The sequence below is a fragment of the Tenacibaculum discolor genome (assembly GCF_003664185.1).
In the GTDB taxonomy this organism is placed as follows: Bacteria; Bacteroidota; Bacteroidia; order Flavobacteriales; family Flavobacteriaceae; genus Polaribacter; species Polaribacter discolor.
The window spans coordinates 1-26,540 of sequence record NZ_RCCS01000011.1 but is presented as its reverse complement, the minus strand read 5'-3'; the positions used below and the strand labels follow the sequence as shown (position 1 = coordinate 26,540).

Sequence of the window (26,540 nt, the reverse complement as noted above, 5' to 3'; positions counted from 1 at the left end):
TTAATTACGCTTCTGCTAACATTTTCTCTCCAGCATCAATTGCTTCTTGAATTGATCCTTTTAAGTTGAATGCTGCTTCAGGATACTTATCTAATTCTCCATCCATGATCATGTTGAATCCTTTGATAGTATCTTTAATATCTACTAATACACCTGGTATTCCTGTAAACTGTTCTGCTACGTGGAATGGTTGAGATAAGAAACGTTGTACACGACGAGCTCTGTGAACTACTAATTTATCTTCTTCAGATAATTCTTCCATACCTAAAATTGCGATAATATCTTGTAATTCTTTATAACGTTGTAAAATTTCTTTTACTCTTTGCGCACAGTCATAGTGCTCATCTCCTAAAATATCAGCAGTTAAAATTCTTGAAGTAGAATCTAATGGATCTACCGCTGGGTAAATACCTAATTCAGCAATCTTACGAGATAATACTGTAGTAGCATCTAAGTGAGCAAATGTTGTTGCTGGTGCTGGATCTGTTAAGTCATCTGCAGGTACGTAAACCGCTTGTACAGATGTAATAGATCCTTTTTTAGTAGAGGTAATACGCTCTTGCATTGCTCCCATCTCTGTTGCTAATGTTGGTTGGTAACCTACCGCCGATGGCATACGACCTAATAAAGCCGATACCTCAGAACCTGCTTGAGTAAAACGGAAGATATTATCAACGAAGAATAATACGTCTTTTCCTTGAGCTTCACCAGCTCCATCACGGAAATACTCAGCAATTGTTAATCCAGATAAAGCTACACGAGCACGTGCTCCAGGTGGCTCATTCATCTGACCGAATACGAAAGTTGCCTTTGAATCTCTCATTCCAGGCTTATCAACTTTTGATAAATCCCATCCTCCGTCTTCCATAGAGTGCATGAAATCATCACCATACTTGATAATTCCAGACTCTAACATCTCACGTAATAAATCGTTTCCTTCACGAGTTCTTTCTCCAACTCCTGCAAATACAGATAAACCTCCGTGTCCTTTTGCAATATTGTTAATTAACTCCTGAATTAATACTGTTTTTCCTACTCCTGCTCCACCAAATAATCCAATTTTACCTCCTTTTGCATAAGGCTCAATTAAATCAATTACTTTAATCCCAGTAAATAACACTTCGGTAGAAGTTGATAATTCTTCAAATTTTGGAGCTTGACGGTGAATTGGTAAACCAGCTTCACCTTCTTTAGGTAAATCTCCTAATCCATCAATAGCATCACCTGTTACATTAAATAAACGACCGTAGATATCATTACCTATTGGCATTTGAATTGGGTTACCAGTAGCAATTACTTCTTGCCCTCTTTGTAAACCATCAGTTGCATCCATAGAAATGGTACGAACTGTATCTTCACCAATGTGTTGTTGAACTTCTAAAACTAAAGTTGAACCGTCTGCTTTTTTAATTTCTAACGAATCATAAATCTTTGGTAATTCAGCATTTTCTGTATTAAACTCAACATCGATTACTGGACCAATAATTTGAGAAACTTTACCTGTTATTGTAGACATTACTATATGTAATTAAAGTTATTTTATTTACTATATGAGTTTTAACTCATTTTTTCAAGGTGCAAAGGTAATTTTTTTAGTGGAATTTAAAAAACCTTTCGAAGTATTTTTCCATAAAAAAAAGCCTCACGAATGTGAGGCCTTTATTGATATAATAATTGTAATTAAATTACTTTACTAATTTAATCTCAACACGTCTGTTTTCAGCTCTACCAGCTCTTGTTTTGTTATCAGCAATTGGGTAGTCTTCACCAAATCCAGCAGAAGTTAATCTTTTTGAATCGATTCCTCCTTTAGTGATTAAGTAATCTAAAACAGCTTTAGCTCTTTTTTCAGATAATCTTTGGTTTAAAGTGTTAGATCCTGAACTATCAGTGTGACCTTGAATGCTAAAGTTAGCTTTAGGGTACTCCTTCATAATTCCAGCGATTAAATCTAATTTACCAGTAACTCCTGTTCTGAATGAAGTCTTACCTGAGTTAAAGTAGATAGCTCTTGCAAACTCGTTTAATTTCTTAACAGCTTCTTCTTTGATTACTACTTCAGGACATCCATTGTTAGATGCTACACCTGCTTCGTTTGGACATTTATCATCTTTGTCTAATACTCCGTCTCCGTCAGTATCTGGCCAAGGACATCCGTTGTTAGCAGCTGGACCAGCTTCGTTTGGACACTTATCTTTTCCGTCTACAACACCGTCTCCATCAGCATCAGGACAACCGTTATTAGCTTTAGTTCCTTTTTCAGTTGGACAAGCATCATCTTTATCAGCGATACCATCACCATCAGCATCAGGACAACCGTTTAATGCAGCTAAACCAGCAACTTCTGGACAAGCATCATCAGAATCTTTGATTCCGTCTCCGTCAGTATCAGGACATCCGTTGAATTCTTTTAATCCAGCAACTTCTGGACAAGCATCATCTTTGTCATATACTCCGTCTCCGTCAGTATCTTTTCCTCCGAACTTAAATACTAAACCAATTGAGTGTTGGAAGTGATCTCTTACTTTACCAGCAAATTCTTTCTTTCCTCCTGTTTGGAAATTTAGACCTAAGTTATCATTAAACCAAACATTGAATCCAGCACCAGCATTTAACATACCTTCACCTTCATCAGCTAAAGAAGTATAACCTCCACCAACGTATACATAAGGATCCCACCAACCAGTGTTACCTACTAAGTTGTTTAAGTCATACTTTACGTTAGCATCGATAGCCCAGTAAAGCTCATCCATATCATCTTCTGTACGGAAAGTTTCAATCTTGTTTAAAGATCCTGCTAATTGTAATGTAAATCCATCATTTAAGTATCTATCAACAGTTACTCTTGAAATTGATGGTAAGATATTCCAGTCACTAGTACCGATATAATCTTTAGCATAATCTCCAAAATCTGAAGGGATCCTAACGTCTACTGCGTTAACCCCGAAACCAACCGCCCAAGGGTTGTCTGAATCCTGTGCGCTAACGTTTACTGCAGCAAACGCAAATAAAGCCATCACAGCTAATTTTAATTGTTTCATTATTAAAAATTTAAATTAAAAGTTCGTTTATATATTACGCAAATGTAAGTTGTTCAAACTTATTTACAAAAACAAATCTACAAAAACTTACAATAAATGCAAGTTTTTGACCGACTATTTTATATCACTTTCAACTCTTTTCCAACCTTGATAAATGCGTTTATAGCCTTATCTAAATGTTCTTTTTCATGAGCTGCTGATAATTGAACTCGAATCCTTGCTTGCTCTTTTGGAACTACAGGATAAAAGAAACCTATTACATAAATCCCTTCTTCTAATAACTTATTTGCCATAGTTTGCGACAATTTTGCATCATACAACATCACTGGCACAATTGCAGCATCAGCTCCTACTAAATCAAAACCTGCTTTTTCCATTTCTTCACGGAAATAGTTTGTATTCCATTCTAATTTATCACGTAATGTAGTATCATTAGATAATAAATCAAATACTTTTAATGAAGCTCCTACAATTGCTGGCGCTAATGAGTTTGAAAATAAATACGGACGTGAACGTTGACGTAAAATTTCAATAATTTCTTTTTTACCTGTAGTATATCCTCCCATGGCTCCTCCAAGCGCTTTACCTAAGGTTCCTGTAACAATATCTACACGATCCATTACATTTTTCAATTCTACAGTTCCACGTCCTGTTTTTCCAATAAACCCAGCTGCATGACATTCATCCACCATCACCATAGCGTCATATTTATCTGCTAAATCACAAATTTCATCGAGCTTTGCTACAATTCCGTCCATAGAAAAAACACCATCAGTTACAATAATTTTAAAACGATGTCCTTGTTTGTTCGCTTCAATTAGCTGTTCCTCTAAAGAAGCCATGTCGTTGTTATTATAACGATAACGTGCTGCTTTACATAAACGAACTCCATCAATGATAGATGCATGATTTAAACTATCTGAAATAATAGCATCTTCTTTAGTTAACAAAGGCTCAAAAACTCCTCCGTTTGCATCAAAAGCTGCGGCATATAAAATGGTATCTTCTGTGGTATAAAAATCTGCAATCTTTTGCTCTAATTGCTTATGAATATCTTGTGTTCCACAGATAAAACGTACAGACGACATTCCAAAACCATGTGTATCCATGGTATCTTTTGCAGCTTGAATTACTTCTGGATGATTTGACAATCCTAAATAGTTGTTAGCACAAAAATTAACTACTTCTTCTCCTGTAGATATTTTAATCACTGCATCTTGTGATGAAGTAATTATACGTTCTGATTTATATAATCCAGCATCTTTTATATCCTGAATTTCTTGTTGTAATTGTTCTTTTATTTTCCCGTACATAATTTATGTTTGAAAGTTGTTTGCTATAAAAAGTTCAAAGTTAGTTGTTATACTTCTTCAACCAAAATTTCTTCGTCAATATATATAAGTAGTTTTTTTAACAACTTAAAATTCATCGTTTGTAATACTCTCCCATATCGCAATAATTGCTGATGATATACTTTAGACGGTTTTCCTGTTTTATAATCAATAATTATCACTTCGTTATCTTGATTAAAAATCAACCTGTCTGGGATTACTATTTGTCCATCAACATCTACAATTTCTCTCTCGTTAAACACTACAACTTCTTCAGAAAAATATTCTTTTAGCTCGGGATGATTTACTATTTGCTGTATGCTTTTTATTACTTCAGATGATTTTTCTTGAGGCAAAATTCCTTGTTGTTCATAACGATAAACAACCTTTTCAATATTGTCTTTTGTAATAATTTCTGCCATCATTTCATGAATCAAATTACCAAATTCAATAGCTTTACCTTGCTCAGTATCCCACAATTTTGATGCACTTGCTAACATGTGAATATTATGTTCTTTCCACGGTGTGGATATAAAACCTTCTTGTATTTGAACTCCTGATGTTTTCTCCTTTAAAACACTTACCCTTTCTTTATTCCCAAAGGAATATTCTAAAACCTCATCATTCCATTCACCTACCTTTTTTAGATAGTTAATAAATACTCCTGAGTAAAAATTCGTATTTTCTTCCCCTTTGGATGAAATTTTCTTTTCTGTTACAATAAATAATTGCTCCACAGCTCTTGTGAGTGCCACATATAATAAATTGAAATTATCTAGCTCTAACTCTTCTCTTTGTTGCTGGTAAATCTCAGAACCTCTATCATTCACATAATTCAAATCTTTATTAAAGGGAACGAGTAATTCTTTAAATCCGTCGTAATTCTCTGGCAATTCATTTAACCAAACTTTAGGATTTATTTGTCGATACACATCTAAATCATACGGAAAAATAACTACTGGGAATTCTAACCCTTTTGATTTATGAATTGTCATTACTTGTACCGCATTTCCACTTTCTGGAGCTACAATACTTAGTTTATCTTTTTTCTCTGACCAGTAATCTAAAAATTCTTGAATACTTGTTCCTTTTCGTTGTTGTTCCAGAACTACATCTAAAAAAAATTGTACATAAGCATCTGAAGAAGTGACTAATTGAAAACCTCTAATAATTTCCTCTATTTTTTCATAAAAAGGTAACTGATGAAACATTGACAATTCAAAGGATGTTTCATAATTTTTTAATTCTTGAAAAACAGCTTCATTAGGCTGATGTATTAACTTAGCTATAAACGAATGTTTATCTTCTAAGACCTTTAAATGCTCATGCAAAAAGTAAAGCATTTCTAAACAAGTTTCTTTATCATTTGGATGCTGAATTACCTGTAGCGCATTTACTATAAAGTTAACTTTTGAACTATTTTCTAATAGTAATGTTTCCGAAGAAACTATATCAATTCCATTTTCAGATAAATAATTCGCTACTGCAATTCCATCTTTCTTTTTTCGAACTAGTATACAAATTTCATCCAACGAAAATTCAGCCTCTAAATTTTTAACAAGTTCTAGAATCTTCTTCGGATATTTATTTTTCTCTTGCTCTTTATCTTCTTCTTTTTCTAAAAAAGAAAGCGAGACAAAACCTCCCTTTTTAGCTGTTGTTAACTGTTTATTCCCTTCAACAAACAATTGTTTATAAGAGTCATTCTGTAAGAAATTTGCAGTATGTTGAAAAAACTGATTATTAAAGTTAATCACCTGAGCATAACTTCTAAAATTAGTTTCTAAAGTCTTTACTTCTTTAGAAATTTGAAATGGATTGTCTTTTTCTGAACCTAACCCTATAAATTGTTCTGATTTCCCTCCACGCCAACGATAAATTGCTTGTTTTCCATCACCTACCAATAACAAATTACTATTTTCTTGTGCTAACGCATTGTCTATTAGCGGAATTAAATTTTGCCATTGCAAGGTTGATGTGTCTTGCATTTCATCAATAAAATAATGCATAAACCGCTGCCCAATTCGCTCATAAATAAAAGGTGTCGGTTGGTCTTTGATGTTTTCCGAAATTAGCTGATTAAATTCAGCATTCAATCTTAAATTATTTTCTTCTTTTAAATGGGTTAATTCCTGATTGATATTGTTTAAAACTGCTAACGGAATAATACTTTTCAATGCTAGCTTATTCATTGAAAACTGTTGATATAATTGTTCCGATTCTGTATATAACTTCAGTAGTTCTGATAAAACTCCTTCAATAGCAGATTTTACATCTTCTGGCTTTGATTTGGAATAAAAATTACTCTCCTCAATTCGCTCTCTTAATTTACTTTGATCAAAAAACTTTGCTTTTTCAGGATTATTGGCTAGTGCTACAAAATGATTTGGTAACATCGATCGATAAAAATCTTTATGATCTAACTGTACAGATTCAATCACTCTCAATGCTTCTTCTCCAACCTCTTTCCATCTGCTTTTTATATGTGTTTGATGTTTTGAAAGCTTGGTTTTTAAATCGGTAAAATCAGTAAGTTGTTTATTAGCTAGTTTTTTAAAGTGCTTAGTATCATCTTCATTCAACAAAATTTTGGAAAACTCATTTAATTCACGAGAAATATCCCAAGATTTATCATCATCTGCCTTATCTAGAGAAAAGTCTATCAATAATTTAGTCAATATTTCATCACTTCCTATTTTTGAAATTAGCACATCTACCGCTTCATTCAACAAAGAAACAGCATCCATTTCCACTTCAAAATTTAAAGGCAATCCTAAATCGTAGGCAAAACTTTTAATTATTTTATGAGTAAAACTATCAATTGTAGTGATTGAAAAAGCAGAATAGTTTCGAAGAATTTCATCTAATATTTTTTTGCTTCGACTTTTTACTATGGTTCTATCAAGTGAAGTTTCTTCTAAAATAATTTCTAGTAAGTCATTGCTTTCTCCATCAGCAAAATCTTGCAGGTTATCCAACACACGTTCTTTCATTTCTCCTGCTGCTTTGTTGGTAAACGTAATTGCTAATATTTTTTGAAAACGAAAAATATCTTCGGATTGTAGTAATACCTTCAGGTATTCTTTTACTAACGTAAAAGTTTTACCACTACCTGCCGAGGCATTGTATACTTGAAAAATTGATGGTTGCTGCACTAATTAAATTTTATGCAAAATACAAAAAGCTAAACAGGATTTGTTTAGCTTTTTAAGTTTATTCTTATTTAATCTCTACCCTAAACCAACGTCTAAAGACATCATTACTATAAATCCACCTATGAAACCTAGAGTTGCAATGTCGGTATATTTATCTCGTTGTGTTTCTGGAATTACTTCTTCAACTACTACAAAAATCATTGCTCCTGCCGCAAACGCCAAAGCATATGGTAAAATAGGTGTAAAAAACGATACTGCTACCGCTCCTAAAACTGCTGCTACTGGCTCTACAATAGCTGACAATTGCCCGAACCAAAAACTTTTAAAACGACTTATTCCTTGTCTTCTCAAAGGCATAGCTACTGCAAATCCTTCTGGAAAATTTTGAATTCCTATACCAATAGCTAATGAAATGGCAGCAATAATCATTTCTGTTTGCTCAACTCCTACCAATGTTGAAGCAGCCCCAAACAAAACACCTACAGCCAATCCTTCTGGAATGTTATGTAAGGTTATTGCCAAAACTAGCAAAGTGGTTTTATGCCAATCTGTTTTCACACCTTCCACTTCATGCTCTTTAAAGTTTATATGCAAGTGAGGCAACAATTTATCCATTCCAAATAAAGCCAATGCTCCCAGGGCAAAACCTACTGCTGAAGGTAGTACTTTTACAAACCCTTCTCCTGGACTGTTATCAATTGCTGGTGCTAATAAACTCCAAAAACTTGCAGCAACCATCACTCCTCCTGTAAAACCAAGCATCCCGTCTAAAACGGCTCGGTTCATTCTTTTAAAAAAGAAAACTAATGCTGCTCCTAAAGCAGTCAACCCCCAAGTAAATAATGAAGCATATAACGCTGCTTGAATAGGGTGTTCTTTCCCAAAGCTAACTAATTGATTAAATAAATTCATTTATAAAAATATTGTTTCTTTAACGTGATTTTTGAATATATAAGTTACTTGCTATTTTGTTAGATACGGAAAGTGTTTTACCATCCATCTCTATAACTAAAGAACCATCAAAAGGTTCTTTTTCCACTACTTTTATTTGTTTTCCTAAGGCGATTTCTTGTTTATCTAAAAAACGTAGAAATTCTGAAGAGCTATCATCAACACCAACACAAACTCCTATTTCATTTTTCTTTAAAGTAGACAACAAGCTTTTTTCTATTATTTGCAGGTTTCCTTCTTTATCTGGAATAGGATCTCCATGTGGATCTCTTTTTGGATAATCTAAAAAAGCATCCAGCTCATTAATTAATTTTGGAGATTTTATATGCTCTAATTGTTCCGCTACTTCATGCACTTCATCCCAAGAAAAGTTTAATTTATCTACTAAAAAAACTTCCCATAATCTATGCTTACGAACAATATTTGCTGCTATTTTTTTTCCAAAATCAGTTAATGTTACTCCTTGGTACTTTTTATAACTCACTACGTTTTTTTCTGATAGCTTTTTAACCATATCAGTAACTGAAGAAGCTTTAGTATCTAATTTTTTTGCTATTGCATTTGTACTGATACCTTTTTTATAATCAGCTGCTAAATGATACATTGTTTTTATGTAGTTTTCTTCAGATTGACTAAACATTATGATTTTTTTAGATATACAAATATATAGTTTTTGATTTAATTAAACATATTTTTAGTCTTGGCTAAAAATTAATTTATATTTGCATAAATTTTTAATTCAAAAACTGTTCAGCAGGAAACTATTTTCAACATGAGAAATCATATTGCCTTAGCTATTATATTATTATCAAGTATTGTAAATGGACAAGTAATTAAGGGAAAAGTTACTTCTTCTTCAGGAGAAACAATTCCCTTTGTTAATGTATTTATAAAAGGAACAGATATTGGGACCACCACAGATGAGTCTGGGAACTATATATTAGAAACAACGAAAAATAAATTCATTTTAGTTGCTTCAATGATTGGTTTTATATCAGAAAGAAAAACTGTTATCCTACACTCTTCTCAAGAAAAAATAGTCAATTTCACATTAACTGAAACTGCAGAAATTTTAGATCAAGTTACTGTTACCGGGACTCGTACCGATAAACGCAGAACTAATAGCCCAGTTATAGTTAATGTAATCAACAGTCAAACTCTGGCAGATGTACAAGCATGTAATTTATCAGAAGGTTTAAAGTTTCAAACTGGTTTACGTGTAGAAACCGACTGTCAGACTTGTAACTATACGCAACTTCGTATGAATGGTTTAGCTGGTGGATATTCTCAAATTTTAATTAACGGTCGTCCTATCTTCAGTCCACTAACTGGATTATATGGTTTAGAACAAGTTCCTACTAATATGATTGAACGAATAGAAGTTGTTCGTGGTGGTGGGTCTGCCTTATATGGCTCGAGCGCTATTGGTGGTACAGTAAATGTTATTACGAAAATTCCGAAAAAAAATAATTACAGCATAGGTTACACCTATCAAAACATTAAAGGAGCCTCAGATCACATAATTGCTGGAAATGCTACCATAGTAAATGAAGACAGGAATGCTGGTGCTTCATTTTTTATTAATAATAGAAAAAGAGAATTGTACGATGCTAACGGTGATAACTTTTCCGAATTACCTGAATTAAAGAATAATTCATTTGGAACTAACTTATTTTTCCTTCCGACAGATAATCAAAAAATAGAAGTGAATTTTAGTAAAATGAATGAGTACCGTTATGGTGGAGAAATGGTTGATAAAGCTCCTCATTTTGCAATGCAATCGGAAGAACGTGTACACGATGTATATGTAGGAAACGTTGATTACCAAATCAATTTTAATGATGATAAAAGTTCAATCATTACTTATTTTGCTACACAATATACCGATAGAGAACACTATACTGGAATTCGACCAGACGTTGGTACTGATGAAGATACTAAGCACCTGGCTAAACCTCCTTACGGTAACTCAGTAACAACTACTTTTCAAGGAGGCTTACAATTCAATCATCAATTAGAGAAGTTTTTAGGAGGAAACAACGTGCTAACTTTAGGTGGTGAATTTGTACAAGATGATGTTTTTGATATTATTGAAGCATACGAATATAAAGTGGATCAATTAACTCAGAACTTTGGGTTCTTTTTTCAAAGTGATTGGGAAGTAAATAAACAATTAAATTTACTAACAGGTATTCGTTACGACAATCATAAATTAAATGCTTTAAAGCAAGACGGAACTAAAAAGACTATTGTAAATAATGTTGCCAGCCCAAGAGTATCTTTGTTATTCAAACCCTTTGAAAACACTCAAGTTAGAGGAACATGGGGAACCGGATTTAGAGCTCCACAAGCTTTTGACACTGATTTACATATTGCTTTTGCTGGAGGTGGAGTTTCACGGGTACTATTATCTGACGACTTAAAAAGAGAACGTTCTAATAGTTATACTTTATCCTTTAATTACGATAAACCTACTGAACATTATATTTACGGATTCACTTTTGAAAGTTTTTATACTAACTTAAAAAATGCTTTTTATTTAGAATCTATTGGAGAAGATGAATTTGGTGAAGTTTTTGAAAAAAGAAATGGTGATGGTGCAGTAGTTAAAGGAATTACTTTAGAAACACGCTTAAACTATGATGGAATTTTACAATTAGATGCAGGTTTCACCTATCAGTCTAGTAAGTACAATTCAGCCGTTAACAATTCTGACGAACTTCCTTTAAAAAAAGAGTTTTTACGCACTCCTAACACCTATGGATATGCTACAGCAACCTATACACCAAACCAAAAATTTAAGACAGCTTTAAATTTGGTGTATACAGGCAGTATGGAAGTACTACACTTAGCTTCTCCTCAAAACCTAACCGCAGACGAGTACTTTAACTCTCCTTCTTTTTTTAATTTAGGCATTAACAGCAGCTATACGCTTAATATAGAAAAACTGAAAACTGACTTAGAATTTACTGCCGGAATTAAAAATATTTTTGATGAATATCAATCAAAATTTGATATAGGTAAAGAGCGTGATAGTAATTTCATTTATGGTCCTGCTACACCAAGAACCTTTGTTTTTGGCATAAAAATATCTAGTAATTAATATTAAGATAACATAATGCGTTCTCGTTAACATTTAAGATACATTCTAATAATACAATAGTAATTTCTAACTAACATTAGGTTTACAATACCACATCACTTTTGCAGGGTATTTAAGAACACAAGTTAGTTAGAATGAAAAAAATAATTATTATTACTCTTTTAAGCCTTTGCAACTTTGCTTTTTCGCAAAGTAAAGGTACTGTAACAGGTACTGTAACAGATAAAGAGATGAATGGTGAGGCATTACCTTTTGCTAATGTCTTTATTAAAGGAACTTCAATCGGGGGGACAACCGATATGGACGGTAAGTACACGCTTAGTGTGCCTACAGGAAATCAAACTATTGTTTTTAGTTTTGTTGGTTATCAAACAGTTGAAAAATCAATATTAGTAAAAGCAAACGAAACAACAACAGTTAATCAAGAGTTAGGCGCAAATGAAGGGGTTGCGTTAGATGAAGTTGAAATTAAAGCTTCTACCAGTAAGGATAAAGCAAGCGCTTTATTATTAGAACAAAAGAAGGCAACAGTTATCAAAGAAAGTATAGGAGCAGAAGAGCTTTCTTCAAAAGGTATCTCTGATGCTGCAGGTGCTGTTTCAAAAATATCTGGTGTTTCTAAACAAGAAGGTTCTAGTAATGTATATGTACGTGGTTTAGGAGATAGGTATTTAAACACAACAATGAACGGTCTTTCATTACCTTCTAATGATATTGCCAAGAAAAACATAGACCTAAACTTATTTCCATCTGACATTATTCAAAACGTATCAATAAGCAAAGCATACTCATCAAACTTTTACGGAGATTTTGCTGCTGGTAATATTGACATCTCATCTAAAGAATATAGAGGAAATGGTTTTGTAGAAGTAAATATAGGTTCTGGTGTTAATTCTAGAGCTATGGGAGAAGACTTCAGAAAAAGTGAAGGAACTGGTAATTTCGGTTATTACAATCGTTTCAAGCACAATCCTTTTGCAGTAGTTCTTTCTCACGGAGTTGACCCTGTAAATGCAGGAAGCCCAATTAACAACTCTATTGGTTTAAACGCTGGTAAGTCATTCGATTTTAAAAACGGTAGCAGATTAAGTCTTTTTGGAACAGCCTCATTCAGTAGAGATTTTGAATACAGAGAAGGGCCTATCGTAGACTTTTCTAATGTATTTAAAAAAGAATACCCTAACGCTAAAGAATACGAGTATTCTACTTCAACAACGGCAATGTTAAGTGCTCTATATAGAATTGATGACAACAATAAAATTAAGTTTACATCTTTATTTTTAAATAACTCAGGTGACGAAGTAGGTTACTATGGTTTTAAAGGGTTAGGTAAAAACAGAGATGCCCTAAATAATACTGATGAAGGTTTTTATCAAATGAATGTTCAGTACAATCAAGATCTAGTATTTGTTAACCAATTAACTGGAGAACATAAATTTGAAGATAACAAACTTAAAGTAAGCTGGGGTATTGGCTACAACAATGTATTTGCCCATGAACCAGACAGAAAGAGAATTAGCTTAGAAAACTTCCATAACACTTTAGATAACGACCCAAATACAAATGCTGTATTTTACACAAACAACTCATTTGACAACCAACGTTACTTCCAAAAAATTATTGATGAAGAGTTAAACAGTCGAATCAACTTAGCTTACCAAGCCACTGACAACTTAACTTTTAATTTTGGTTATAATGGAAGAATCAAAAAAAGAGATTTTAACAACATCAGATATGGTTATGATATCCTAGATTCAAAATTTGAAGTTTCTGATGTAAATAATTTCAACAGTATTTTTAACATCAACAATGCTCAAATATTTAAAAACCAAACAGGAAAAATATTTAAACTAGATGTTTTCAGAAAGTTACCAGGTTTTGAAAATAGCAACATTGCTAGTTTACCAGGCTTATACGAAAACACGTACAATGGTGTATTAAAAATACACGCAGGATATGTTTCAGGAGAAATTAAAGCTGGTGAAAAGTGGGTATTCGTTCCTGGTATTAGAGTGGAATCATTCAATCAAGAAGTTACTTATGATGTAATTAATATTAACCCTAATGATCCTGGTTTTAGAAATGCATCAGAAACATTTTTCTTACCTAGTTTAAACGTAAAGTATGCTGTAAATGAAGATCAAAACTTACGTTTTAACTTTAGCCAAACTGTATCTGTACCAGAATTTAAAGAAGTTGCTCCATTTATTTATGAAGGAATCGGGCAAAGAATTGGAGGTAACCCAGATTTATTAGACAATCCTTCTTTCTCTAAAATCTTCAACTTAGATTTAAAATACGAATGGTTTATTTCAAGAGATGAATTATTATCCATCGGAGCTTTCGGTAAACAAATCAATGACCCAGTAAATTTAGTAATTGCAAATAGTGCTGCAGGTAACCAGCGTTATTTCAGAACAGGAGATAAAGCAACAGTAGCGGGTATTGAAATTGAAATGCGTAAAAACTTAGTTAAAGACGAAGATGATGATACGGTAATGTCTGCAGGTGTTAACTTTACTTATATGCATACTGATCAGGACTTAAAAAAAGAAATCAAAGGAGTATCAGGATACGCTACAACATTTAACAGAGATAGTGATGAATTACAAGGAGCCTCTCCTTTCCTAGTTAATGCTAACTTAAACTACACTCCAACTCAATTTAAAAACTACAAACCTATTACATCATTAGTGTTTTCTTACTTCTCAGATAGAATTCATGCTTTAGGTGCTGGGGAATTAGGAAATATTATTGAAAAAGGGGTACCAACTGTGGATTTTGTTTGGAAAAACAAATTCGGTGAAAACTGGGAAGTTGACTTAAAGGCTAAAAACTTACTAGATCCATCTATAAAAAGAGTTAGAGAAAATACTTCAATTGGAGATGTAACTCTATCTGAATACAAAAGAGGAACAAATATAAGCTTAGGACTTAAATACAAATTTTAACAAAAATAAACTCAATAAAAGAATACAATTAAACTTTAAAACAATGAAAAATAATTTTTTATTAGGATTAGCTTTAGCAGCTACGTTATTTGCTTCATGTGGGGATGATGATACAGCAGATATTATTATTAATGACAATAGTGTTACAAATAACACAAATAATAGTGGAGGTGATTCAGACAATGACAATGTTGTTGAATTGAAAGGAAACTATACTACTGATTTAACATTAGATGCTTCTAAATCATACACAATAACAGGACCAACTATATTTGAAGATGGTACTACTTTAACAATTCCTGCTGGAACAGTTATTAAAGCTGCAGCTACTGGTGCAGATGTTTATTTAGCTATTTCTCAAGGAGCAAAAATTATAGCAGAAGGAACTTCTAGCCAACCAATTATCTTTACTTCTAGCGCTACGACTCCTAATGCAGGTGACTGGGGAGGATTAATCTTATTAGGTAAAGCTCCTATTAACTCTGTAGCTGGTGGTACTGCTACTTCAACTTCTGAAATCGCAAGTTTACCTTACGGTGGTGATGCAGCTGATGACAACTCTGGAACTTTACGTTATGTAAGAGTTGAGTACTCTGGAGGTAAAGCAGATGGTCAATCTGAAAACAACGGGTTTTCTTTCTACGGAGTTGGTAATGGTACAACTGTAGAGTACATCCAAATGTTTGAAGGAAAGGATGATGGTGTAGAATTCTTTGGAGGAACTGTAAACGTAAATAATGTATCTATTGTTAATGCTGAAGACGATTCTATTGACTGGACTGAAGGATACTCTGGTACTATTACAGATGCCTATGTAAAGCATGGTACTGACCATGATAAAGGAATTGAAGCTGATGGTTATAATACTGATATAGGAAACTTATCTAGCCCTAAGTTTTTCTCTAAGCCAACAGTAACTAACTTAACTATTGAAGGGTTAGGTTCTGGAACTGCAAATGAAGCTATCCGTTTAAGAGCTGGTACTCAAGGTATTTTCAACAATGTTTTATTAATCGGTTTTGCTGAAGGATTTGATTTAGATGGTGATGCTACTGATAACCCAACTGGTAATGGTGTTACTTCTGGTGACTTAAAAGCTACTGATGTAAAGTTTGAAGATGTTACTGTAAAAGTAAAAAATGATACAGGTGTTGCTTTTACTGATGCTGATTTCGTTACTGAAAATGATGCTGCAACTGGTACAGATTATGCTACTTGGGGAGCAGGATGGACTAGACAATAAAACTTATATTTCCTAACAAAAACCGAGCAATTTGCTCGGTTTTTTGTTTTATAGTTTATTTACTTTTTAGTAATCTGTAGTTAACTCATAAACAAAGAAAAATCTTGATTTTTATAGTGATTAATTTATAAAATATAAAAACTATGAAAAAAAAATTATTCCTTTTAGCATACTTATTGTCACTACAAGTTTTTTCTCAATCTTATAATTCTCACGTTTTCTATTCAAGCTCTAAAGCTTTAGGAGATTTCAATAAAGAAATGGTTGAAAACATTCCTTGTGAAGAGACATTTGATTTTCAAGATTTAATTGGTAGGTTATATGTGAACATTCAAAACTCAATACCTTTAGAACCTAACAAGTTCTACTTTTTAGATTTTGGTCAGGGCTTCAACTACTATTATTTAACATCTTCAAGAGTTGGTGAGCATTCAGATGAAGATTACAGATTAAGCCTTCCTCATTCAATAGCTCAAGTATCGTGTAGAAGCACTCCTTTACCAAAACAAATAAAAAGTTTTAAAGTAAATCAAGCACACTATAAAAATTTCTCAAGAAATACTACTTTTGAATACGAATATGAAATTCAAGGTGATTATAGAGGTAAAAATAATAATGGTAATAATGATATTACTATCTCTATATACTACAACAGTATCAATCAAAGTAATCTGATAACAAAAACTGTATGGGAAATGGATGAAGAATTCTTCCCCGTTTTAACCAAAAGAGAACCATGGGGAACTAGCTTTATTGATTATGACACTGACCCTGAAAGAAAATTTTATTTGAAATTTGAATATGCTGGTAATTCAGAAGTACTTACCTATACAGTCCCTAAAGATACTAGAGATTTTGATGGTGATGGGGTACAAAACTGGCAAGACAACTGCCCTAACGAAGCAGGTCCTTCTTCTAACAATGGATGTCCTATTGGTAATCCTGATTTTGTAATTGTAAGCATATCTATTGATGCAGGTGGTTTAACCACAAATACCGACGATGATAGTTCATTAACTCTTAGAGAAAATCAAGACCATAAATTCTGTGTGAATATTAAAAACACAGGTTCTGTAACTGGCACAATCAACAATACAGCTTTAATTTTAACAAATAATTCCGACTTAAGTAAAGCTAGTATTGTATCAAACCTTCCATATCCTAATTCATCTTTAACTATCTCTCCTAACCAAACAAGAGAAATGTGTTCAGAAACATATATAACAGATACTTATTTAGGAAATAATCTCACCAATTTTTATTATTTACATGCTATAGCTGACTATGATAACAACACCTCTGAATCTAATGAAGACAACAACCAAGTCTATGCTAGTGTTAACTCCTCTTCTTCTAAAACCCCTACCCAGTTAACTATTTATGATGTAAACGGAAATAAGGTTAAAGAAACTACTATCAACAATAAAACAGAAGAAACTGATGTTATTAAAAGCCTACCTGAAGGTTTCTATTTTATTGATAAAGACGGTAAAAAAAGTAAAATTTACAAAAAGAATTAATATTCTTTCTTTTAACAAAAAACCGAGCGATTTGCTCGGTTTTTTATTATTCTTTTAAATCAGAAAGACTGTATAATAAATCTTCTAGTTTTTTTAATTCTTTTGGCGGATTACCAGCATCGAATGTGCTTGATTTATATTCCTTATCAGCTATTTTAATAGTGAATTCAGCATGCAAAGCCCCATCTGTTATTCTTTTTTCACTTGGCGCCTTTAAATCGCTTATTTTATCTAAATTCAACTCATTAACTATCCTTTTTAGCTCTTCTAACTGTTCTTTAGTTACTTCTTTAGTTCCTTCCTTTTGATACGTTTTGTATGATAACTTATTTCCTTCAATAGTTAACTGCACCAAACTTCCCCTTGTTTGAGCTTCATAAGCTATTTTATCAAACTCTTTTGTTTTATTCTGTGCTGCACAATTCATCATTAATAAAAACACTACAGGTACTATTATTTTTAAGTATTTCATCTATTCTTACTTTTTAGTTTATGATAATAAAAAGACGCTCTTTTAAATAAAGAACGTCTTAATATATGAATTTCGTATTAAAACAGACTAGTCTGCCATAGTAGCTCTAAACCCTCCTGGAGCAAATACTGCATCCATTCTAGCTTTTTGACCTTCTGTAAACATATACATACAGCTATCGTCAGAATAATCCATAAAGTTCATCGTCATGTTAGCACTACCACACTCAATTACTGGGTAAGTAGGGCATCCTCTACTATTTCCGTCAGCGTCTGGAGTATCAGCAACAAAATCGCTAGCACCACATCCACCATCACCCCAAATGTGACGTAAGTTTAAATAGTGACCAACTTCATGCGTTGCAGTTCTTTGGTTGCGACCAACAAAACTATGTGCTAAAACTACACCGTCTGTAGACCAACTACCTCCTGGAAACTGTGCGTACCCTAAAATTTGCCCTCCTCTATATGGCATAACGTTTACAATCCAGATATTTAAAAATTCTTGTGGATTAACAACATCACTACCTCCTGAAGAAGTAAATTTCATTGAATCATCTGGTCTCCAGCTTCTCTTTTTTGTATTTTGAACTCTAATTACATCCTCAATAACAAAATCGATATTTACATTTGCTTCAACTCCTGCAAACTCAGCAGGCATTGCTCCTCTGTTAGGATTCTGCATATTAAAGTCTTCGTTCAATGCATCAATTTGGTCTTGCAATACCGATAATGATAAGTTCTCACTTGCTTGACGATAAATTACATGATAAACTACTGGTATTTGTATTTTTCCATTTACTAACCTAGCTTGAACATCTCCAGATTTAACTTTTTGTAAGTAAGATGCAGTAAAATTTTCGATGTTCTCCATTTTGCTTTTTAAGCTAGGGTCGTTAGCCATATTTGCTTCTAAAACATCATTAGCAAAACATTGTTTTTCTGCCTTTTGTAAAGTTGATACTTCAGCTTCTGGCTCTAAATTTGGATTTTGTTCATTTGTTTGACAACCTACTAAAATTCCAGCAGCAATTGCCATGGTAAGAAAAATTCTTTTCATGTTGTGAATGTTTAATAATTAATATTATAAACACTAAAAGTGTTGTTTGTTTTGTTAAAAATTACAAACAAAATACCTTTAAAAAAGATAAACTGTTAATATTTTATTATATAAATAATAATTTGAAGGTTTTTTTTAACGATACGCAATATATAATTTTCAACACACAATCAAAATTTTTTTTTCTTCCTCATTTACAACATCTTACTCCCTTTAAATATCACTTGTGAGTAATAATGGATAAAGATGTCTTTTTTAAAACACTTAGTAATGAAGAGAGTAAAAAAAGTCATTTTTAGTCATCAAGCACAAAAAAAGGTGCCTAATTAGGCACCTTTTATATTGTATATTAAATAAATAATTACTTAAGCTTTTTCTTAACTGCAACTTCAGTATAAGCTTCTAATGTATCACCTTCTTTAATATCATTATATCCTTTAATTTGAAGACCACAATCATATCCTTTAGTTACCTCTTTAACATCGTCTTTAAAACGTTTTAATGAAGTTAATACACCATCGTGAACTACAATTCCATCTCTAATAACGCGAACTTTAGAGTCTCTTGTAATTTTTCCTGAGATTACCATACATCCTGCAATGTTACCAATCTTAGAAATTTTATAAACTTCTCTAATTTCTACATTACCAAGAACTTCTTCTTTCATTTCTGGAGATAACATACCTTCCATTGCATCTTTCAAGTCATTGATAGCATCATAGATAATTGAATATGTTCTGATATCAACTTCCTCTCTATCTGCAACTGAACGAGCGTTTCCTTGCGGACGTACATTAAATCCAACGATAATTGCATCTGAGGCAGTAGCTAATAACACATCAGACTCTGTAATCGCTCCAACTCCTTTATGAATTATATTTACTTGAATTTCTTCTGTAGATAATTTTTGGAATGAATCTGTTAAAGCTTCTACTGAACCATCAACATCTCCTTTTAAGATAATGTTTAATTCTTTGAAGTCTCCTAACGCAATACGACGACCAATTTCTGCAAGTGTTAGTGTTTTTTGTGTTCTAACTGATTGTTCACGTTGTAATTGAGAACGTTTAGCTGCTATTTGCTTCGCTTCACGCTCATCTTCAAATACATTGAACTTATCACCTGCTTGTGGCGCTCCATCTAAACCTAAAATTGACACCGGTGTAGAAGGTCCTGCTTCTAATACTTTTCTTCCTTTATCATCAAACATAGCTCTTACTTTTCCACTATGTTTTCCTGCTAAGATGTAATCTCCAATTTTTAATGTACCTGCTTGTACTAATATTGTAGATACATATCCTCTACCTTTATCTAATAAAGCTTCAACAACAGCTCCATTTGCATTCTTATTAGGGTTTGCTTTTAACTCTAATACTTCAGCTTCTAATAATACTTTTTCTAGTAGTTCATCAACCCCCTGTCCTGTTTTAGCAGAAATTTCTTGTGATTGAATGTTACCTCCCCAATCTTCTACTAATAAGTTCATAGAAGAAAGTTGTGTTTTAATATTATCTGGATTAGCGTTAGGCTTATCTATCTTGTTTATTGCGAAAATAATTGGAACTCCTGCTGCTTGTGCGTGAGAAATTGCCTCTTTAGTTTGTGGCATTACATCATCATCAGCAGCTACTACGATAATTACTAAATCTGTTACTTGAGCTCCACGAGCACGCATCGCTGTAAAGGCTTCGTGACCTGGTGTATCTAAGAAGGCTATTTTTTGATCTCCAACATTTACAGCATAAGCTCCAATGTGCTGGGTAATACCTCCTGATTCTCCTTCTATTACATTCGCATTACGGATGTAATCTAATAACGATGTTTTACCGTGATCTACGTGACCCATTACTGTAATAATTGGAGCACGAGTAACTAAATCTTCTGGTTTATCTTCAGTTTCTTCAATAGATTCCTCTACTTCAGCCCCAACAAACTCTACAGTGTAGTTAAACTCTTCGGCAACAATTTGTAATGTTTCAGCATCTAAACGTTGGTTCATTGTTACCATCATTCCTAGCATCATACAACTAGAAATAATTTGAGTAACAGGAACATCCATCATCGTAGCTACTTCACTTACTGTAACAAATTCTGTTACTTTTAATACCTTACTTTCAGCTTGTGCTGCTTGTAATTCAGCTTCACTTTGCTGACGGTGAGCATCTCTTTTATCTCTACGATATTTTGCACCCTTACCTTTTTTAGATTTACCTTGAAGTTTTTCTAAGGTTTCTCTAACTTGTTTTTGGATTTGTGCTTCTGTTAATTCTTCTTTTGGAGCTGTAGCTGGTCTTCTACCTCTTTGACCTCCTCGGTTTCCACCTCTTTGGCCTCCTCGGTTTTGACCTCCTCTATTATTTCCTTGAGGTTTTGCTCCTGAACCTGGCGCTCCTGGTTTGCTAATTCTCTTACGTTTCTTCTTATCTCCGTCTGTCTTAGCTTCTGGCTTTTTCTTTTTAGGTCTTTCAAATTGTTTTAAATCAATTTTTTGACCTGTAAAACTAGGACCATCTAATTTCTTATACTGAGTTTTTATTTTCTCAGCATTTTCTGGAGTAACCTCAGTTTCTTTTTCTGATTGCTTCACCTCTTTAACCTTTTTTTCAACAGTCTTTTTTACTTCTTTAGGCTGTTCTTTTTTCACTTCCTTCTTAGGAGTATTAACTGTTGTTATTTCTTTCGGCTTTTCTGTTTTTGGAGGCTCTGGCTTTTTCTCTTCTGTCTTTACTTTTACTGGTTCTTCAACTTTTTTAGTTTCTTGAACTGGTTTAACAGGCTCTTCTTTCTTAGGTTCCTCTACCTTCTCCTCTTTTTTTGTAGGCTCAACTGGTTTAGCTGCTTCTGTTTTTTCTTCAACAGCTTTACCGGTTTCAACATCTATTTTACCTACAGTTTTAAGTTCTAACTTATCTGCTTTGGCTTTTAAAACTTCTTGTTTTTTAGCTTCTTCTTCTAATCGCTTTTTTTCTTGCTCTTGCTCTAATTGCTGACGTATTGCCTCTTTCTCTTTTTTCTTTTCTTCGCTAACTTCTTTAGAGGCCACCTTTTTAGATTTATCAGTTTGAAAACCATCAAATAAAATTTGATACTCTTTGTCTGATATTTTGGTAGTAGGGCGAGCTTCTATCTCATAGCCATTTTTAGCTAGGTGTTCTACAGCTCTATCTAAAGAAATGTTTAGTTCTCTTAAAACTTTATTTAGTCTTAATTTTTTGCCTTCAGCCATATATTGTTTTATACTTTTTATTGAAAAAACACACTTTACACGCAACACGCATAGTTATGCTTTTTTTCTACTTTTTGCCAGATTTTACATGGATTACCCACAAAGGAAACTAGCTTCCTTACTATATATTAGTCTTCGAATTCTTCTCTTAAAATTCGTTGAACATCTAAAATTGTTTCTTCTTCTAAATCGGTTCTCTGTACTAACATTGATACGTCTTTTTCTAAAACGCTCTTTGCTGTATCTAAACCAATCTTCTTGAATTCTTCAATTACCCAAGCTTCGATTTCATCTGAGAATTCTGTTAATTCAACATCTTCTTCTTCTATTCCTTCTCTTTGAACGTCTATTTCGTAACCTGTTAATTCACTTGCTAAACGAATATTAACACCAGCTCTACCAATTGCTTTTGATACTTCTTCTGGCTTTAATAAAACATTTACACGTCCTTTTTTACCATTCTTCTCTTCGTCGTACATCTGAATATCTACTGAAGTTACTTTAGCAGGACTTAATGCTCTTGCTACGAACAACTGCTCGTTTTTAGTGTAATTGATTACATCAATATTCTCATTACCTAACTCACGAACGATACCGTGAATACGAGAACCTTTTACACCAACACAAGCTCCAACAGGATCAATTCTATCATCATAAGAATCTACTGCTATTTTTGCTTTGTCTCCAGGAATTCTTGCAACACCTTCAATAGTAATTAAACCGTCGAAAACTTCAGGAATTTCTTGTTCAAATAATTTCACTAAGAACGCTGGCGAAGTTCTTGATAAAATAATAGCTGGTTTGTTACCTCTTAACTCTACTGATTTTATCACTCCTCTAACTGCATCTCCTTTTCTAAAGAAGTCAGAACGAATTTGTTCACTCTTCGGTAAAACAATCTCATTTCCTTCGTCATCCAACAAAATTACAGCATTATGACGAATATGATGCACTTCTGCACTATAAATTTCTCCTTCTAAATCTTTAAATTGCTTGAAAACGTTTGTACTATCGTGTTCGTGAATTTTAGATATTAAGTTTTGACGCAATGCTAAAATAGCACGTCTTCCTAAATCTACTAGCTTTACTTCTTCAGAAACATCTTCACCAATTTCAAAATCTGGTTCAATTTTTCTTGCTTCTGAAAGTTCAATTTCCTCATTATCGTCTTCAGACATTCCGTCTGCTACCACCACTCTATTTCTCCAAATCTCTAAATCTCCTTTATCTGGGTTGATAATGATATCAAAGTTTTCGTCAGACCCAAACCTACGTTTTAAGGCTGCACGAAACACTTCTTCTAAGATAGACATTAATGTTACTCTGTCTATGCTTTTATTATCTTTAAACTCCGAAAATGATTCAATTAACGCAATATTTTCCATTTCATTCTCTAATTAAAATATGATCTTCACTTTTGCTTCTTTAATATCTTGATACGCTAGTGTTTTTGTTTTCTCTACCGTATGCTTCCCTTTACCTATTGGCTTAGGCTCTCTTGCTTTCCAAAACAAGGTAATAGCATTTTCTGTTACCTCGGTTAATGTTCCTTCAAATTCTTCAGTTGCTGTTTTAACTTTTAGAATTCTGTTTATGTTCTTTTTATACTGACGCTTAACTGTTAATGGTTGAGCTATATCTGGTGTAGTGACTTCTAACGAGAAATCTTCTTCTTCTCTGTCTAAATTGTGTTCTATATTTCTACTAATACGAATACATTCACTTAGAGGTACACCTGAATCACCATCTACTATTACCTTTATTTTATTGTCTGCCAAAAACTGTAAATCTATTAAATATAATGATTCGTTTTCCTCTAAGGCTTCTTGTAATAATTCTTTAACTCGTTCTTGATTCATCTTAGGTATAAAAAGAGGGGACTCTCGTCCCCTTCATCTATCTGATTAATAAATTTGCTGCAAATATAGTAAGTTATTCATTAACACACAAATATCTTTTATTTGTTAATTGTTTTTTCGTATATTTAAAAGACTATCTCTCTTTAAATCTTCTTATTATGAAAAAAATACTAGTACCAATCGATTTTTCAAAACCTTCGGAATATGCTTCGAAGCTAGCCTCGACGATAGCTAAAAAAGCTAATAGCGAAGTTCATCTACTTCATATGGTTGAGCTTCCTACTGGATTTGTAGACATGGGCTCAGGAACTAACTTTAGTATTCCTGAAAGCATGTTGTATATTAGAAAAGTTCGTGACAGAATGCTTGATTACAAAAAACAGTTTTTTCCAAAAAACGACAATGTCAAACATGCTATCAGATTTCAGAGTCCTTTTGATGGAATTCAAGATTATTCTAAAAAAATTGGAACAGATCTTATTATTATGGGAGCCAAAGGTCACACAAACTTAGAAGAGATTCTTATAGGTTCTAACACTGAGAAAGTTGTAAGAAATTCTGAAATTCCTGTTATTGTTACTAAAAAAAATGGGGATCATTTCATTCCTAAAAATCTTGTTTTTGCTTCAAGCTTTAAACCTGATAAAACTAAAGCTTTTGAACGGTTTTTAGACTTTGCTCAAAATTTTGACAGTAAAATTAACTTATTGAAAGTAAACACTCCTCAAAAATTTGAAAACACTCAAGAAACCAACAAACGAATTAAAAAATTTATCGCAAAATATGATTTAAAAAACTACACTATTAACGTTTATAATGATTCTTCAATCGAAAAAGGAATTTTAAACTTTTCAAATAAAATAAATGCAGATATTATTGCTTTAGCTACTCATCGAAGAAGTGGTTTATCTCATATTTTTAATGGAAGTATCACCAAACACTTATCTAAAAAATCAATAAAACCAATGCTTACTTTTAAAGTTTAGACAAACTTTAATAAAGGAGAAACGCTAAGATAAATATCTTAGCGTTTCTTTTGTTTGGTTAGTTTCAGTTTTAAGGGTTTGTTTAGAGAAGCTTTTTATCAAACTCCTCTAAACGATCCCTATTCATAATTCAGGTTACTTTCTCTTCTTAGATCGCATTGCTATTATTTTCTTATTAACAACACCTCTACTTGTAATCACTCTTACAATTAAAGCTTGATTTTGAACATTTGACATATCAATTATCACTTGCTCTTTAGTTCCTTTGATATAAGAGTTATTTTCAACTCTTTTAATTAAAATACCATTCATAGTGTAAATCTCGATAGTTACATTGGTATCAAACTTATAATTATACTCCACTGTCAACTCATTTTCAAATGGAACAGGATAAGCACTAAAGTTTAATGGTTCTTGAACTTGTTCCTGAGCAGGTTCTTCACATGGTACTACAGAACCACTAGGAGTAAAAGTTCCATTATTATCTATCGACTCATTACATCTACAAACTTCTTCACAAACTTCTGCATGAGCTATTACATATATTGGTCCACTTGCTTCAATAGGTCCTACTGTATAATTAGATGCATAATCTAATTTTTTAGTATTGAAGTTGTACTGTCCAGGAGCTACAGTCTCTTTATTACCCTTTATAGGGTACTTTTCACACCCTATATACACATGTGCTACACTCATTACATACCCTTCAAACAGGTTATATTCCACTGAAACATACCCTCCATTATATGTAATGGTTACCTCACCTGATTGTACTCCTTTGGAAACATCACATTGTGCTGCTCCAGAATATAATGGTAAAGTATAAACTCCTTCTGTTTCAAAATAATTTGTCCAACCCCAACGATTAAACCCATCACTCAAGAAACAAGTGTTATTATTACCTCTTGCAAAAGCTGTTTCACAGTTTTCAAATAAATCTGTTTTATTTGACATTGTAACAGTTTCAGTAACACTATTACCACAATCATCTGTAGCCGTGAAAACATAATCTGCATACTGAATACAACTTTCTTCTCTTATATTTGTAGGATACGCTGTCAGATCTCCTCCAGCCGAACAATTGTCTGTCCATCTAGCATTCAACATTTCTGGTAATCCTTCATCACATAACTCAAGACTTTCAGGTAAATCAACTATTACAGGATTAGTCTCATCGTACATTCTGGTTACGCGGATTACCACTTCTGATGCTGGGTTTCCACAGTCATCCGTTGCATTGAACGTATAGTCTCTGTATTGTGTACAACCATCTTCGCCTGCCATTACTTCTCCGGCTACTCCGTTTAGGCTTCCTGATTTCTCACCTCCGATTCCACAGTTGTCTGTCCAAGTAGTGCTTACCACTTCTGGCCATGCTTGGTTACATTCTTCTAGCATGATGTCGTCTTGGTCTGCAATGACTGGGGCAGTTTTATCGTACATTCTGGTTACACGGATTACCACTTCTGATGCTGGGTTTCCACAGTCATCCGTTGCATTGAACGTGTAGTCTCTGTATTGTGTACAACCATCTTCGCCTGCCATTACTTCTCCGGCTACTCCGTTTAGGCTTCCTGATTTCTCACCTCCGATTCCACAGTTGTCTGTCCAAGTAGTGCTTACCACTTCTGGCCATGCTTGGT

At 33.2% G+C, this 26,540-nt stretch carries 17 protein-coding genes; 5 read left to right on the top strand and 12 right to left on the bottom strand.

The genetic code is table 11. The annotated features are described in order from the left end of the window. Positions 1 to 4: 4 nt before the first annotated feature. From atpD to C8N27_RS14880, 6 genes are all read right to left on the bottom strand, one after another. Positions 5 to 1,516, bottom strand: coding sequence for a F0F1 ATP synthase subunit beta (gene atpD / locus C8N27_RS14905; protein ID WP_121148516.1), 1,512 nt, complete (start codon positions 1,514 to 1,516; stop codon positions 5 to 7). Positions 1,517 to 1,685: 169 nt separating this feature from the next. After that, entirely contained in the window at positions 1,686 to 3,041 is a 1,356-nt protein-coding gene (locus tag C8N27_RS14900) for an OmpA family protein (RefSeq protein WP_121148514.1), read from the bottom strand. A gap of 119 nt (positions 3,042 to 3,160) precedes the next feature. Further along, complete coding sequence (kbl, locus tag C8N27_RS14895) at positions 3,161 to 4,354, bottom strand: glycine C-acetyltransferase (RefSeq protein WP_099214715.1); 1,194 nt, start codon at positions 4,352 to 4,354, stop codon at positions 3,161 to 3,163. Positions 4,355 to 4,401: 47 nt separating this feature from the next. Then, the gene (locus tag C8N27_RS14890; RefSeq protein ID WP_121148512.1) at positions 4,402 to 7,527 is read right to left on the bottom strand and encodes a UvrD-helicase domain-containing protein; all 3,126 of its coding nucleotides are present in this window, start codon (positions 7,525 to 7,527) and stop codon (positions 4,402 to 4,404) included. A gap of 75 nt (positions 7,528 to 7,602) precedes the next feature. Next, positions 7,603 to 8,439 carry a ZIP family metal transporter gene (locus C8N27_RS14885; protein ID WP_121148510.1) on the bottom strand — a complete coding sequence of 279 codons (837 nt, stop codon included), beginning with the start codon at positions 8,437 to 8,439 and terminating at the stop codon, positions 7,603 to 7,605. Positions 8,440 to 8,458: 19 nt separating this feature from the next. Beyond that, entirely contained in the window at positions 8,459 to 9,118 is a 660-nt protein-coding gene (locus C8N27_RS14880) for a metal-dependent transcriptional regulator (protein ID WP_099214718.1), read from the bottom strand. Between the two features lie 132 nt (positions 9,119 to 9,250). Between C8N27_RS14880 and C8N27_RS14875 the strand changes: the two genes are divergently transcribed. From C8N27_RS14875 to C8N27_RS14860, 4 genes are all read left to right on the top strand, one after another. Next, entirely contained in the window at positions 9,251 to 11,581 is a 2,331-nt protein-coding gene (locus C8N27_RS14875) for a TonB-dependent receptor (protein ID WP_121148507.1), read from the top strand. Positions 11,582 to 11,715: 134 nt separating this feature from the next. Further along, positions 11,716 to 14,532, top strand: coding sequence for a TonB-dependent receptor (locus C8N27_RS14870; RefSeq protein WP_121148505.1), 2,817 nt, complete (start codon positions 11,716 to 11,718; stop codon positions 14,530 to 14,532). 43 nt (positions 14,533 to 14,575) lie between these two features. Next, a complete protein-coding gene (locus C8N27_RS14865; RefSeq protein ID WP_121148503.1) occupies positions 14,576 to 15,775 on the top strand; it encodes a beta-helix domain-containing protein in 1,200 nt (399 codons plus the stop codon). A gap of 143 nt (positions 15,776 to 15,918) precedes the next feature. Further along, complete coding sequence (locus C8N27_RS14860) at positions 15,919 to 17,295, top strand: thrombospondin type 3 repeat-containing protein (RefSeq protein ID WP_121148501.1); 1,377 nt, start codon at positions 15,919 to 15,921, stop codon at positions 17,293 to 17,295. A gap of 46 nt (positions 17,296 to 17,341) precedes the next feature. Here C8N27_RS14860 and C8N27_RS14855 read toward each other — a convergent pair whose 3' ends face one another. The 5 genes from C8N27_RS14855 to rimP all read right to left on the bottom strand — a co-directional run bounded on the left by C8N27_RS14855 (position 17,342) and on the right by rimP (position 23,911). Then, positions 17,342 to 17,767 carry a hypothetical protein gene (locus C8N27_RS14855; RefSeq protein ID WP_099214723.1) on the bottom strand — a complete coding sequence of 142 codons (426 nt, stop codon included), beginning with the start codon at positions 17,765 to 17,767 and terminating at the stop codon, positions 17,342 to 17,344. Between the two features lie 87 nt (positions 17,768 to 17,854). Then, entirely contained in the window at positions 17,855 to 18,826 is a 972-nt protein-coding gene (locus tag C8N27_RS14850) for a zinc metalloprotease (protein WP_121148499.1), read from the bottom strand. Positions 18,827 to 19,187: 361 nt separating this feature from the next. After that, positions 19,188 to 22,052, bottom strand: a complete 2,865-nt coding sequence (gene infB / locus C8N27_RS14845; RefSeq protein WP_121148497.1) for a translation initiation factor IF-2 — start codon at positions 22,050 to 22,052, stop codon at positions 19,188 to 19,190. A gap of 128 nt (positions 22,053 to 22,180) precedes the next feature. Then, complete coding sequence (gene nusA, locus C8N27_RS14840) at positions 22,181 to 23,437, bottom strand: transcription termination factor NusA (RefSeq protein WP_099214726.1); 1,257 nt, start codon at positions 23,435 to 23,437, stop codon at positions 22,181 to 22,183. Between the two features lie 12 nt (positions 23,438 to 23,449). Beyond that, a complete protein-coding gene (gene rimP / locus C8N27_RS14835) occupies positions 23,450 to 23,911 on the bottom strand; it encodes a ribosome assembly cofactor RimP (protein ID WP_121148495.1) in 462 nt (153 codons plus the stop codon). A 158-nt stretch (positions 23,912 to 24,069) separates the two neighbouring features. Here rimP and C8N27_RS14830 point away from each other — a divergent pair, with 158 nt between their 5' ends. Continuing rightward, positions 24,070 to 24,897, top strand: coding sequence for a universal stress protein (locus C8N27_RS14830; protein ID WP_099214728.1), 828 nt, complete (start codon positions 24,070 to 24,072; stop codon positions 24,895 to 24,897). Positions 24,898 to 25,032: 135 nt separating this feature from the next. Here the strand turns inward: C8N27_RS14830 and C8N27_RS16020 are convergent. Then, a partial coding sequence (locus C8N27_RS16020; RefSeq protein ID WP_167444770.1) for a T9SS type A sorting domain-containing protein occupies positions 25,033 to 26,540 on the bottom strand: 1,508 nt, incomplete at its 5' end.

Coding starts and splice junctions, on each gene's coding strand:
- atpD (WP_121148516.1), bottom strand. CDS start 1,516: ATGTCTACAATAACAGGTAAAGTTTCTCAAATTATTGGTCCAGTAATC.
- C8N27_RS14900 (WP_121148514.1), bottom strand. CDS start 3,041: ATGAAACAATTAAAATTAGCTGTGATGGCTTTATTTGCGTTTGCTGCA.
- kbl (WP_099214715.1), bottom strand. CDS start 4,354: ATGTACGGGAAAATAAAAGAACAATTACAACAAGAAATTCAGGATATA.
- C8N27_RS14885 (WP_121148510.1), bottom strand. CDS start 8,439: ATGAATTTATTTAATCAATTAGTTAGCTTTGGGAAAGAACACCCTATT.
- C8N27_RS14880 (WP_099214718.1), bottom strand. CDS start 9,118: ATGTTTAGTCAATCTGAAGAAAACTACATAAAAACAATGTATCATTTA.
- C8N27_RS14875 (WP_121148507.1), top strand. CDS start 9,251: ATGAGAAATCATATTGCCTTAGCTATTATATTATTATCAAGTATTGTA.
- C8N27_RS14870 (WP_121148505.1), top strand. CDS start 11,716: ATGAAAAAAATAATTATTATTACTCTTTTAAGCCTTTGCAACTTTGCT.
- C8N27_RS14865 (WP_121148503.1), top strand. CDS start 14,576: ATGAAAAATAATTTTTTATTAGGATTAGCTTTAGCAGCTACGTTATTT.
- C8N27_RS14860 (WP_121148501.1), top strand. CDS start 15,919: ATGAAAAAAAAATTATTCCTTTTAGCATACTTATTGTCACTACAAGTT.
- C8N27_RS14855 (WP_099214723.1), bottom strand. CDS start 17,767: ATGAAATACTTAAAAATAATAGTACCTGTAGTGTTTTTATTAATGATG.
- C8N27_RS14850 (WP_121148499.1), bottom strand. CDS start 18,826: ATGAAAAGAATTTTTCTTACCATGGCAATTGCTGCTGGAATTTTAGTA.
- infB (WP_121148497.1), bottom strand. CDS start 22,052: ATGGCTGAAGGCAAAAAATTAAGACTAAATAAAGTTTTAAGAGAACTA.
- nusA (WP_099214726.1), bottom strand. CDS start 23,437: ATGGAAAATATTGCGTTAATTGAATCATTTTCGGAGTTTAAAGATAAT.
- rimP (WP_121148495.1), bottom strand. CDS start 23,911: ATGAATCAAGAACGAGTTAAAGAATTATTACAAGAAGCCTTAGAGGAA.
- C8N27_RS14830 (WP_099214728.1), top strand. CDS start 24,070: ATGAAAAAAATACTAGTACCAATCGATTTTTCAAAACCTTCGGAATAT.